Annotated in this window: 5 protein-coding genes and 1 pseudogene; all 6 read left to right on the forward strand. The window is 66.3% G+C overall.

From position 1 onward, the window contains the following. Positions 1–24: 24 nt before the first annotated feature. The gene (locus AP234_RS09465) at positions 25–9,627 is read left to right on the forward strand and encodes a DNRLRE domain-containing protein (protein ID WP_152990326.1); all 9,603 of its coding nucleotides are present in this window, start codon (positions 25–27) and stop codon (positions 9,625–9,627) included. A 24-nt stretch (positions 9,628–9,651) separates the two neighbouring features. Continuing rightward, positions 9,652–10,161, forward strand: a complete 510-nt coding sequence (locus AP234_RS36050) for a hypothetical protein (RefSeq protein WP_152990327.1) — start codon at positions 9,652–9,654, stop codon at positions 10,159–10,161. A 164-nt stretch (positions 10,162–10,325) separates the two neighbouring features. Further along, a pseudogene (locus AP234_RS39440) lies at positions 10,326–10,601 on the forward strand (transposase domain-containing protein); the annotation flags it as partial. A 56-nt stretch (positions 10,602–10,657) separates the two neighbouring features. Beyond that, positions 10,658–11,536: an IS4 family transposase gene (locus AP234_RS09470; RefSeq protein ID WP_268778036.1), complete on the forward strand. Its 879-nt coding sequence runs from the start codon at positions 10,658–10,660 to the stop codon at positions 11,534–11,536. Between the two features lie 165 nt (positions 11,537–11,701). After that, on the forward strand, positions 11,702–12,757 hold the full coding sequence (locus AP234_RS09475; RefSeq protein ID WP_055479187.1) for a LacI family DNA-binding transcriptional regulator: 1,056 nt from the start codon (positions 11,702–11,704) through the stop codon (positions 12,755–12,757). Positions 12,758–12,841: 84 nt separating this feature from the next. Next, positions 12,842–13,861, forward strand: coding sequence for an ABC transporter substrate-binding protein (locus AP234_RS09480; protein WP_235558058.1), 1,020 nt, complete (start codon positions 12,842–12,844; stop codon positions 13,859–13,861). The last annotated feature ends 79 nt before the right edge of the window (positions 13,862–13,940 follow it).

The raw sequence follows: 13,940 nt of genomic DNA on the forward strand, positions 1-13,940 counted from the left end.
CGATCGGCGGCCTCCACACCTCCGTTGTCGCAGCGGTCGCCGTCTTCGGTGCGGGTGGAGACGTTCGACACCACGGTGGCCCGGCGGTTGGGCGGGGTCGGGTTGGCGGTACGGCTGACGCGCGATGACGGTGGTGCGGAGGTGGCGCCGGCGAAGGTGACGGTGGATTACTCCTCTTTCGGTAACGCCCATCCGGGGGGTTTCGCGTCCCGGTTGACGGTGCTGAAGGTGCCGGTGTGCATGCTGGAGGCAAAGCCGTCGCGGGACTGCCTGGAGCAGGCCAAGGCCGAGACGCGGGCGCTGCCGGTGGTCAACGACGTGGTGCATGGCAGGCTGACCGCGGTCATGGAGGCCGCTCCGGCGTCCGCGAATGGGACGGCGCCAACTGGGGCGCCGGCGTCGGCGGATGCGTTCGTGTACGTGCCGGCGAGTTCGGCGGCTTCGACGGGCTCGGATGCGGCCGGGTCGTTCGCGGCGACCGATCTCAAGCCGTCGGGGACCTGGCAGGTGGGGCTGTCGGGCGGCGCCTTCTCCTACAGTTACCCGGTCCCGGCGGTGCCGCCACCGGCAGGGTCGGCTCCCACGCTGGCGTTGGAGTATTCCTCGTCGTCGGTGGACTCGCTGACCTCCTACACCAACAACCAGGCGCCGCTGGTGGGGATGGGCTGGGAGCTGAACGCGGGGTTCATCGAGCGGCAGTTCCAGCCGTGCGGGTTGTGGGAGGACCGGCTGCAGGGGCACCTGTGCTGGGAGTCTCCCGATTCCGATCCGGAAAGTTCGGCGTTGACGCTGTCGGTTGGGGGCCGCTCCTCGAAGATCGTGAAGGACGATCTGTCAGGGGAGTACAAGACGGTCGATGATTTCGGCTGGAAGATCGACTATGTCGCCTCGGGCAGCCAGAGCGGGCAGCCGTACTGGCAGGTGACCACCCAGGATGGGACGGTCTACCGGTTCGGATACCACCGAAATTCCTCCTGGCAGGTGCCGGTGCTGGGCGATAACGAGGACGAGCCGTGCCACGCGGCGTTCCTGGGGTCGGGCACCTCGTATCCGACGACGTCGGCGTTCTGCGATGCGACGTGGCGGTGGCAGCTGGACCGGGAGGTCGACCCCAGGGGCAATGTGATCGATTACACCTGGGCTCGGGAGACCAACTTCTACTGCCGGGCGGGTGGGTATGAGTGCGGCTGGCTCCCCGAATACGCCCTGGATTACGACCGCGGCGGGTACCTGACCGAGATCGGTTACGGCCACAACCTGAACGTGGCGGGGTCGACGCCGACGGCCAGGATCACCTTCACCGTCGCCGATCGGGGCACGCCGCCGCCGGGGATCGGTAACTGGTCCGATGACACGCCGACCGACCTGCTGTGTTTGAGCAGCGGTTCGGACTGCGACAACGGCACGCCGACGTTCTTCACGAGCAAGCGGTTGGATGCGATCACCTCCCAGTCGTGGAATGCCGCCTCCTCTGATTGGGAGGATGTGACGCGGCTGGATTTGACCTATCGGTGGATCGAGACCGACTGCCCTGATGGGACTCCCTTCTGCATGGGCACATCGGTGCTGTGGCTGGACCGGATCCGGGCCGTGGGCATGGCGGGGGGTGGGCCGGAGATCGCCGCACCGCCGATCGACTTCACCGCCACGCTGCTGGACAACCGGGCTGATTATGTCGACTACAGCGACGACCATCCACGGTTTCAGCTGCCGCGGATGTCGGCGGTGACCACCGGCCTGGGTGGCGTGACCGAGATCACCTATGGGCAGGCCAGCCCGTGTGATGACCACGGGATGACGGGATGGGACGACAGCGGCCAGGACTGTTACGGCTGGGAGCTGTACAACTACACCCTGGGGGAGTCGTCGCTGTATCGCCATGGCGCGATCTACAACAAGTGGCTGGTCATGACGACCATGGAGCGGGATCTGGTGGCCGGCTCTCCCGACCAGGTGACCCGGTATGAGTACCTGGGCAGTCCGGGGTGGGCCAAGCCGGTGCCGCTGCTGGATACCGAGCCCATTTTCCGGGAGTGCGTGGGCGATTCCTCCATTCTGGAGGAGTATTACCCGTGGCTGCCCACCTGCTATGACTGGGCGGGCAACTGGACGGAGTTCCGCGGCTATCCGACGGTCCGGGTGATCAAGGGAACACCCAGCGGGAGCGGGGACCTGGCCGCCTACAGCGTCACCTCCACCACCTTCTACCGGGGGTTGTACGAGGACACCCTCGCCGACGGCAGCGCCCGGCACACCACGGTGACCGACTTCGACGGCACCACCCACGACGACCTCCGTGCCCTAACGGGCATGACATTGCAGGAGCAGACCCTGCGCGTCACCGGCGTGTCCGGCACCACGCCGGTTCCCGATGCCTTCAGCGAGGAGGCCTCGACCCGGTACGAGTACGCCAACGTGGTCACCGGCAGCGGACCGATCGACTACGACCCCCATCGGGTCAACCAGACCCGCGAGGTCAACCGGGAGAAGACCACCTCCGGCTGGCGATACACCGAGACCAAGACCGCCTACAACGCCGACGGGCTGCCGGTCACGGTCAACGACTACGGCGAGCGCGGCGACGGCGCCGACAACACCTGCACCGCGACCACCTACGCCCGCAACACCTCCGGCGGGGCCTGGATGATCTCCTACCCGGCCAGCCAGGAGCGGCGCGCCGGGGACGACTGCGAGACCGGGACACTGCTGGGCCGCACGATCACCCTGTATGACGGGGCGACCAGCCCGAGCGCGAACACCCCGACGAGGGGCAACGTGACCGAAACTCGCGCTTACTCCACGGCCGCCGACTACACGGCGACCAAGAGCACGTTCGACGACTACGGCCGCCCGCTGACTGCGACCGACCCGCTGGGCAAGACGACGACCACGGCCTACAGTCCGGCGGTGGGCTGGCCCTCAGGCGGGGTCACGGTGACCAACCCGTTAGGGCATACGGTGACCACCTGGTCCTCGCCGTACAACGGCCTGCCTGTCGGACTGCGGGATGCGAACAACAACGATGTGAACATCGACTACGACGTGCTCGGCCGGACATTGCAGTTGTGGACCCCGGTGGCGCCCAAGTCGGGAGGGACGCCAGCAGCTAAGGTCGCCTACACCATCCCGGCCGATGCCAACGGCACGGTGACCGGCCCGGCCAAGACCACCGTTTCGCGGCTACAGTCGGGCAGCGGCAGCTCAGCCAAGTGGGTGTCCACACACACCTACATCGACGGGCTGGGCCGTGCCCGGGAGACCCAGACGGCCTCCCCGACGGGCGGTCGGATCGTCCAGGTCACCACCTACGATGCACGAGGCTTGACCGCCGCGGCCTCCGCCCCGGTCCATAACACCGCCGATCCGGGCTCGGGGCTGCTCAACCCGGTGCTGACGTCGCTGCCGCAATGGTCCAAGCCGATTTATGACGGTTTGGGACGCGCGACGGCGCAGCTCGACATGACCGGATCAAGCGAGCTTCGCCGTACCACGACGAACTACCTGGGCGCGGACAAGTATGAGGTGACGCCACCGACGGGCGGTAAGACGGTCTACTACACCGATGCGGCCGACCAGGTCACCAAGATCGAGGAATGGTTAACCTCAGCGGGCAACAGCGGGCAACAGCGGGCAACTGCTGCGGGGCCGATGCCGCCCGCCCTTCCGTCTAGCACCCCGCGTGGCGCCGCCGGACAGGCAGGGGTCACCCCTGAGGAGTTGACCATCCAGACGGAGACCGCCCGCACCCAGGCCTCGGCAGAGGCGAAGCGATCCGACAGGCCGGTCAATGTAGCGGCGTTGACTTCGGCTGTCAGTTCCACAGTGGCCAACCCGGACGGATCGTTCACCACGACGATCAGTACGCAGCCGACCAGGGTCAAGCGTGCCGGTAAGTGGACGTCTATCGATGTCACGTTGGTGGAGAAGAACGGCTCCCTCGTTCCGAAGGCCGGTCCTGAGGTCGAGGTGTCAATGGGAGGCGACGGGCCGTTCGCCACGATGGCCGATGGGGCGGGCAACTCGATCGAGCTGACCTGGCCCACGTCGTTGCCACGCCCTATGGTGGACGGGAATGTCGCGAGGTACGCCGACGCCGCTGGCACGGGCGCGGACCTGGTGGTCACCGTGCTGCCCGGCGGAGTGCGGCATGATGTGGTGCTTCGTCAGCGTCCTACCGGACAGCCGCATTTCAAGATCGGAATCAAGACCGCGGGGTGGCGGCTGGAGCAGGACGCCAGGGGCCATCTGCGGCTTACCGATGGTGCCGGCAAGCTGGTCACGCCTGTCGCGGAACCTGTTATGTTCGCCGCGTCCGGCTCCTCGACGAAGGACGGCAAGGATAGTGCCTCCGGCGCGGCTACCGGGAAGGGCAGGCGGATCGGCCGGATCGTCAGCCGGTTGACCGGAGACGGTGGAAACCAGGTGCTGGAGTTGACTCCGGACGCGTCGTTCCTCGCCGATCCCACGGTGAGGTTCCCCGTGGTTGTGGATCCGACGATCACTTTGTCGCCGCAGGCGGACACATGGGTCGGCAGCTGCTGCGGCATGGAGAACTCCTTCTACACCGACTCCAGCCTATTGCTTACCGCTGGGTGGGTGGCCGCCCGTGCTTACCTCAAGTTCGACACCTCCGCACTCGCGGGTGTCCAGGTCAGCGATGCCATCTTGCGGCTGTACAAAACCGGCGTGGAGGAAGACAACGTATTCGACGGGAGTGGGCCTAAGGTTCAGCGGATCACCAGCGACTGGAACCAGTCGACGTTGACATGGGCAGGCCGGCCTTCCATCACGACGTCCGGCCAAGCCTCAATCCCGGCTTCAGCCGTCCATAACGGTGTTGCCGAAGCCTTGTCCTGGACAGTTACGTCGATCGTGCAGGCATGGGCGTCCGGCACCGCGAACTACGGTGTGGAGGTTCGCGCCGCCAATGAGACTCTCGATTTCGTCAACATGGAGTTCCACTCCGCGGAGAAGACCGGAGGGGCGCACCCGCCGCAGCTTGTAGTCACCTACACCGTCGCCTCCTCGCCCTCGGCCGCCGATCTTTCGATCACCCCGTCGACCGGCACCACGGTCACCTCGGTGACGCCGACCCTGCACGCGACCGTCGCCGACCCGGCCGGGGGAAGCCTGCGGGCCGACTACGAGATCGAGCACGACCCGGCCTACCCCGCCGAGGGCACGGGTGTGATCTGGGCAGGCAGTTCGGCTGCGGTCGCCTCCGCCAGCAACGCGCCGGCCGCCGTACCAGGCGGGAATCTGACCGACGGATGGCACATCCGCTGGCGGGCCCGGGCCACCAACACCGCAACCTCCACCTCCTCGGCCTGGTCGGCCTGGCAGACCGCCACGGTCACCGTGACCGATCCGGTGGTGGACCAGCTGCAGACCACCCCATCGCAGGACGAGTCGGGGGTGCAGGTCACCTCCACGCTCACCCCGGCCTTCGCCGCCCGGGTCACCACACCCGACGGCGCCACCGCCCGGGTGGAGTTCGAACTGGAGCACGACCCGGCCGACACCGCGCACGGCACTGGCCAGATCTGGGTCACAGGGGTGGATGATGTCGCCTCCGGCGCCCAAGCGACGGTCACCGTCCCATCCGGCGCACTGGGCGACGGGTGGAAGGTCCGCTGGCGCGCCCGCGCGGTCGGTGGCGGGTCCAACACCTCGGCCTGGAGCGGGTGGCAGGCCCTGACGGTGAAGGTCCCAGCCGCCACGGTCGGCCAGCGGCAGGTCACCCCGTCCCAGACCGCCGACGGCACCACGGTGATCACCTCGCTGACCCCGCAACTCCTGGCGACCGTGACCGACTCCTACGGGGCGGCGCTGCGGGCGGAGTTCGAACTGGAACACGACCCGGCCGACACCGCACACGGCACCGGGCCAATCTGGACCGGCGCCGTCGATGACGTGGCGTCCGGAGCCCAGGCCGCCGTGACCATTCCGTCCGGGAAACTCGCCGACGGCTGGGGCGTACGCTGGCGCGTCCGGGCGGTCAACACCACCACACAGGTCGCCTCGCCATGGTCGGACTGGCAGGTGGCCACCGTCAACACCGGCACCATCCCCTCCAACCCCGGGGTGACCGCACTTCAGGTCACCCCCGCCCAGGCAGTGGACGGCACCACGGTCACCGGTTCGCTGACCCCGCAATTGCTGGCGCAGGTCACCGACCCCGCCGGCGGCACACTGCGGGCCGAATTCGAACTCGAACACGACCCCGCCGCCCCGGCAGGACAGGGAACCGGTCAGATCTGGACCGGCGCCGCCGACAACATCCCCGCCGGGACCCAGGCATCGGTGACCATCCCCGAGCAGACGCTGAGTGAGGGCTGGCTGGTGCGCTGGCGGGCCCGCGCCATCGCCGGCGAGGCCGCCTCGGCCTGGTCAGAGTGGCAAACCTTCCGCGTGGATCAACCCGACCCCGTCCTCGGCTCCCTGCAGGTCGTCCCGTCGGAGGTGATCGGCGGCGCCACCGTCGCCTCCACCTTGATGCCGCAGTTGCTGGCGCAGGTCACTGACCCCGCAGGCGGCAAGGTACGGGCCGAATTCGAGCTTGAGCATGACCCCGCCGACACTGAGCACGGGACGGGCTCGATCTGGTCCGATGCTGTCGATGACGTCGACTCCGGGACCCAGGCGGCGGTCACCGTGCCTGAGGGGAAGCTTTCCGATGGGTGGAAGGTCCGCTGGCGCGCCCGCGCGATCACCGGCGGCGGCACCTCCGCCTGGTCGGCTTGGCAGCAACTGCGCGTCACCGAAGGCTCACCGATCCCGGAGATCGCCAACCCCCGGGTGCAGCCCGCCTCCGGCACCACCACCACACCCACGCTGACCCCTGCCCTGCTCGCCACGGTCACCTCATCGCAGGGCGGGCAACTCGGCGCGGAGTTCGAGCTGGAGCATGCTCCCTCCGCGCCCGCCGGCCAAGGCACCGGTCAGATCTGGACCACCACCGTCACCGGGGTGGCCTCCGGTAACGACGCCGTCGCCGCCGTCCCGGCTGGGAAACTACAGGACGGGTGGAAGATCCGCTGGCGGGTCCGCGCGGTCAACGCCGGCTTCACCTCCGAATGGACCACGTGGCAGCAGCTGACCGTGGACGTGCCCGACCATTACGACACCGCCTACGAATACGACCGCAAGGGTCAGCTCATCAAGCAGACCGACGCGAACGGCAACGTCCGCACCTTCACCTACGATCTGCTCGGACGCCGCACCGCCGCCCATGACCCCGACGCAGGCGACTCCGAGCAGGCCTATGACGCCGCCGGGCGCATGCTGTGGTCCACCAACGGCAAGGGCCAGAAGGTCTCCCACACCTATGACGACCTCGGCCGCAAAACCGCCGTCTGGTCCGGCGAGCCCGGAGCCGGGACCAAACTCGCCGAATGGACGTACGACACCCTCGCCGGAGGCAAGGGACAGCTGACCTCCGCCACCCGCTACGCCGGCGGCAACGCCTACGTCGACGCGGTGACCGGCTACGACAGCATGGGCCGCCCCACCGGCTCCGCCCTGACGGTCCCCTCCTCTGAGGGGCTGCTGGCCGGGACCTACACCTTCGCCACGACCTACAACACCGCCGGAGATATCGCGACCTACACCATGCCCGCCGCCGGCGATCTGCCGGCGGAGACGGTCACCTCCACCTACACCGACCTCGGGCTGCCGCATGCCATGACCTCCGGCTTCGGTGGCGGCTTCACTTACGTTCACTCCACCACCTACTCATCCACCGCACGGCTGAACGAACGCTCCTACGGCGCGGGCGGAAAGATGAAACGCACCCTGGCCTGGGACAACTCGACCGGCTGGCTGAAGTCGGTCACCACCACGACCAAGGCCGACACCCTCAACCCGGTGACCACCCAGGACGACCACTACACCTACGACGTCTCCGGCCAGATCACCCGCATCCTGGACGCCGCCACCGCCGCCGGCACCAGCCCGGGACAGTCGGAGTGCTTCACCTACGACGGCCTGCACCGGCTGACCCAGGCCTGGACCACCACCACACCCCAGTGCGGGCCGGGCACCGGCTCGGCCGACAACCAGGGCATCGACCCCTACGCCCAGTCCTACGCCTACGACGGCGTCGGCAACATCACCAGTATCACCGACGGCGGACAGACCGCCACCTACACCTACCCCCAAGGTGGCGCCAACGCGGTACGGCCGAACGCGGTCACCTCCATCACCCGCCAGGGCGGCACTGACACCTACACCTACGACAAAACCGGCCATCTGACCGCCCGCACCGTCGCTGGCAAGAACGGCACCTTCACCTGGAACGAGCTCGGCCAGCTGGAGAAGGCGACCATCGACGGCCAGGACACCACGATGGTCTACGACGCCGACGGCGAACGCCTCATCCGCCGCGACCCCGGCGGCAAAACCACCCTGTCCTTGGGCTCGATGGAGATCGAGGTCAACGGCGATGCCATCACCGGCAAGCGCTACTACACCACCCCCGACGGCGCCACGATCGCCATGCGCATCGGCGGAGACGGCGTCACCTGGCTCGCCTCCGGCCTGCACGGCTCCACCCAGCTCGCCGTCAACGACAACACCGGCGCCGTCTCCCGCGAACGCTACCTGCCCTTCGGCCAGCGCCGCGGCACCGACGACCTGCCCTTCACCGACCTGGGCTTCCTCGGCAAGACCGAAGACGACTCCACCGGTTTGACCTACCTGTCCGCGCGTTACTACGACCCCGCCATCGCCAAATTCATCTCCACCGATCCCCTTCTCGACCTGCGCAAACCCCAATGGGCCAACCCCTACGGCTACGCCGGCAACAACCCCATCGGCGCATCCGACCCCACAGGGCTCATCCCTCTTGATTACGCTTGGGGCCAACATGGCGGTAACAAGGGCTGGGAAGAAGAGAAAGCCGCCGCCAAGCAACACCGAAAAGCAAAGCGCTACCCAACTTACGCCCCGTCCGCCAGAGGCCGCGAGCACGGTTACTGCAATGCCAAATGCAAAAAGGACGTCAAGAGCCGTAAGCTTGACAAGATGATCGCCGAGCGAAAAGCTGCAAACGCGAAGGCGAAGGCAGAAGCAGAGGCAAAGCGCAAGAGGGAAGCGGCCGCCGCAGCGAAAGCTTCGCGAGATGCTGCGATCGATCGATTCTTTGCTGAATTTTCTGGGATTCTCGACTCGATTATTTATCCCGGTGCCAGCCAGAGTGAGATTGCAGCCTTAAAGAAAAGTCGTGGATGGCAGTGTGGTTGTGATCTAGATTCCGCCGCTCATGCTAAAGGTTTGACGGAGGGGCCCGATACTGCATTAGCGTTGGTCGGCGGAGTCAAGGGGCCATCATCTCGTGGTCCAAGCTTTGTTGTAAGGCCGAACGGAGAGGCTATAATTGTCCCGAAGGGGGCTACGGGTCCAGCGCCTGTAGATAATGGGAAGGGGTTCCGGTTCACGGGAGGAAATGGTGGTCATGGCCTGAGTAATAAGACCAGTGGAGTTCGAATAATGGATCCCACAACAACTCCGGGAGGCCATCAATATCCTGAAGGGTACGTTAACTATCAGAACAGGAGCGGCCAGACGGTGGATCCGTTTACGGGGAAAACCATCGGAAAGAGCCATCCTTTATGGCACTGGAAATAGTTAGATGCATCATAGGGTGATCTTATGTTGATGGAAGATTTGGTTCGAGGTGATGGCTGGCAGGTAAGGGCTCCTGCGCCTGTGGTAGACGCCTTGTCTGTGCGTGGGGCTTTAGCGGGAGCGCAGTTAATAGAGGTGCGGATGGATATGATTAGATCATTTCTGTGGCTCCTCTTTGATTTGCGGGGGGCTATAGACGTCCCAGAGGGGAACACTGCGCTTATTCAAGTCGAACGTGTTGCGAAAATCGCATGGTCGGGAGTTCCTGCGTGGCATCGATGGGCGTGGATGGTTGGACGTTGGGAGCCCTGTATTTCAAGTGAAGGATGGACGTTGACTTCAGGATTTGAAATCGGTGGTGAACTTGCCATCAAGGGGAGGGCTGCCCGTTATCTGGTAGGGAATATTGAAGGTGGCGATCTGCCGCCTCCTGATTTTACTGAATCTACTGACGAGGAAATTTTAGCAGGTTTCGCTACGTGGCGATCTTTGATAGAAGTGGCGGCGGTTTCTGGCACCTTTTATCGAGGTTGAAGGCTGCGGTTTCCGGCTGTGGCGGTTCGAGTGTGAGATCGGTCTGGAGTGTCCATTCAGGAGTTCTCCCGACCCCAATGCCGTTTAGATAGGGATCTTGCTGGTACTTTCGGTCGACGGCGCAGCGAGGCGAGATCGACGGCTCATCACGCTTGACGGACTTGGTGACGTTGGGCGCTCTGACACCGCTGGTGCCCCGCGAGGTACTGGATGAGGCGATCGCCGCACAGGGATGCCGGGAACAGAGCGTGCGTAAGCTCCCCGCGCACGTGATGATCTACCTGCTGATGGCGTTATGCCTGTTCCCGGATGACGACTACGAGGAAGTCGCCGAAAAGCTGACGGGCATGCTGGCCACCGTCCCGGGGGCACGCGGGGAGGCTCCCACCCGCGGGGCGATCACGCAGGCGCGTCAGCGCCTGGGGTTTGAGGTGGTCCGGGACGTGTTCCAGCGGGTGGCCCGGCCGGCTGCGGCCACACCGACCACGGCGCATGGCTGGGTCGATGGCGAGAGATGGCGATCGACGGCTTCGTCCTGGATCTCCCCGACACCGAAACGAACGTCGCCGAGTTCGGCAAGGACAGCTCGGGCGGGTATGAGACCGCCTTCCCCCAGGCCAGAGTGGTCGCCATCAGCGAATGCGCCAGTCATGCGATCGTGGCCGCCGACGTCGCGGACTGCTGGGCCGGGGAGCAGACCCTCGCGTTCTCCCTGTATGAGCACCTGAACGAGGACATGCTGCTGACCGCCGATCGTGGCTTTTACAGCTTCGCAGCCTGGGGACAGGCCCGAGGCAGCGCCGCTCACCTGCTGTGGCGTCTGCAGGCGGGCGTACGCCTCGACTGGTCAAGCGATCTTGCAGACGGCTCCTGGCTGGCCGTCATTACTAAACCCCGATTACGTCAGGAATGTAAGACACGCCTGCGCGCCGCCGCCCAGGCGGGACACGACCTCGATCCGGAGGAGGCGGTCGTGGTACGAGTCGTCGTGGACTACACCGTTCCCGACCGGCGCGGTGAAACCATCCGGTTGATCACCAGCATCCTCGACCCTGACGATGCCACCGCTGAGCAGCTGGCCCGCTGCTACCACGCGCGGTGGGAGGCCGAAACCGGCTTCGATCAACTTAAGACTCACCTACGCGGACCGGGGCGAATCTTGCGTTCACGCACTTCGGCGGCGACGGCCGTCGCAGTGCCGGTGGCCCGGGCGGGCGGCGTGCCGGCGAGCAGGCTCGCGCCCAGGGCCGTCGCCAGGGCGAACGACCACGTCTTTCGTCTCATCGGTGGCTCCTCGGCGAGGGGGTTGTTATCGCTAACACGCGGAGGCGGCACGGCTGGTCTGGCGGTTTTTCGAGAAACGTGCACCAGTTAAGGGCCCCGTGGCGCGGACGTCAATACCGGCCCTGAAACTTTTCGATGTGATCGGAACGTGACCGGCCAACCGCTTGACGGCACCTATTGTTAACGCTCACAGTCTTGCCAAGCCATATGAGAGGAGCCGTCGGTGGGACCGAACCCCGGGCATCGTCCACCCGTCATGGCCGACGTGGCCAAGGTGGCGGGTGTGTCGCACCAGACGGTCTCGCGGGTGCTCAACGACCACCCCAACGTCCGTGCCGAGACCCGCATCCGGGTCCTGCAGGCCATCGACCAGTTGGGCTACCGCCGAAACCTCACCGCCCGCGCCCTGGTGACCAAGCATTCACGCACCCTCGGCGTGGTCAGCTTCGACACCACGTTGTACGGCCCGGCCAGCACGGTCTACGGGATCGAGCAGGCCGCCAGGGAGGCGGGCTACTTCGTCAGCATCGTGAGCCTGCGCACCATCGACAGGACCGGTGTGCACGAGGCGATCGGCTACCTGTCCGAGCAGGGCGTGGACGGCATCGTGGTGGTCGCGCCCCAGCGCTCCGCCGCCCAGGCCCTGGAGGATCTGCCGACCGGCATGCCCGCCGTGGCCGTCGAGGGCGGACACGCCGGCGATGTCTCCGTGGTCTGCGTCGACCAGGTCGAGGGCGCCCGCCTGGCGACCCGGCACCTGCTCGACCTGGGACACGAGACCGTCTGGCACATCAGCGGCCCCGCCGACTGGCTGGAGGCCGAGGGGCGCGTCGAAGGCTGGCGGGAGGTCCTGACCGCCGCCGGCCGGCCGGTGCCCGAGGTGCTGACCGGTGACTGGAGCCCCCGATCGGGCTACGAGGCCGGTAAGCGCCTGGCCGCGATGGTCGAAGCGGGTACGAACGTCACCGCGATCTTCGTGGCCAACGACCAGATGGCGCTCGGCGCACTGCGCGCCTTCACCGAGGAGGGGGTGAAGATCCCGGGCCGGATCAGCGTCGTCGGCTTCGACGACATCCCGGAATCCGAGTTCTTCTCCCCTCCGCTCACCACGATCAGACAGGACTTCGGGGCCGTCGGCAGGCGCTGCATAGAGGTGCTGCTCCGGCAGATCGACGCGGGCGACGCGGCCGATTCGTACGAGCGGGAGCGGCACGTCGTGCCGCCTCGGTTCGTCGCCAGAGCGAGCACCAAGCCCATCACAGGGCCCATCGCGGGGCCTATCGCAGGGCCCGTCGATGGGCTCGGCGTCTAGCCGTACGGAACACATGAATAACGCATGAGGAAGAGGCGTCACCCGGCCTTCCGGGTTAACGCTAACAGCAGGAAGGAAACCCCGGTGTTGCGAAGAATCAGAGCGTTGAAGAGCATCTCGGCGCTGGTACTGGCCGGAGCGGTCGCGTTCACCATGGCCGGCTGCGGTAGTAGCGACGGCTCCGCCGGCTCGAGCGGTTCAGGTGGCTCGGGCGGCTCGAGCGACGGCAAGATCGTAATGGGCTTCTCCCAGGTCGGCGCGGAGAGCGGCTGGCGTACGGCCAACACCAAGTCGGTCCAGGAGTCCGCCCAGGAGGCGGGCATCGAGCTGAAGTTCTCCGACGCGCAGCAGAAGCAGGAGAACCAGATCAAGGCGATCCGCTCCTACATCCAGCAGAAGGTCGACGTCATCGCGTTCTCCCCGGTCGTCGAGTCCGGCTGGGACACGGTGCTGAAGGAGGCCAAGAACGCGAACATCCCGGTCATCCTCACCGACCGCGCGGTGGACTCGCAGGACACCAGCCTCTACAAGACGTTCCTCGGCTCCGACTTCGTGGAGGAGGGCCGCAAGGCCGGCCAGTGGCTGGTCGAGGAGTACAAGGACAGCACGGACCCGGTGAACATCGTCCAGTTGGAGGGCACCACCGGTTCCGCGCCCGCCAACGACCGCAAGGCGGGCTTCCAGGAGGTCATCTCCGCGGACTCCAAGTTCAAGATCATCGCCTCGCAGACCGGTGACTTCACCCGGGCCAAGGGCAAGGAGGTCATGGAGGCCTTCCTGAAGTCCAACCCCGACATCGACGTGCTCTACGCGCACAACGACGACATGGGCCTGGGCGCGATCGAGGCGATCGAGGGCGCGGGCAAGGTGCCCGGCAAGGACATCAAGATCATCACCGTGGACGCGGTGCGCGACGGCATGCAGGCGCTGGCCGACGGAAAGATCAACTACATCGTCGAGTGCAGCCCGCTGCTCGGCCCCCAGCTCATGGACCTGGCCAAGAAGGTCGTCAACGGTGAGCAGGTGCCGACCCGCGTGGTGACCGAGGAGACCACCTTCACCCAGGAGCAGGCCAAGGAAGCGCTGCCCAACCGCAAGTACTGACAGCCGATTCCACAACCTCCCCGGCCGGGCCGCCCCCTGGCGACGGCCCGGCCGGGGGACCGGCCAGAGATTGATGAGA

The organism is Sphaerimonospora mesophila (assembly GCF_001417795.1).
Taxonomy (GTDB): domain Bacteria; phylum Actinomycetota; class Actinomycetes; order Streptosporangiales; family Streptosporangiaceae; genus Sphaerimonospora; species Sphaerimonospora mesophila.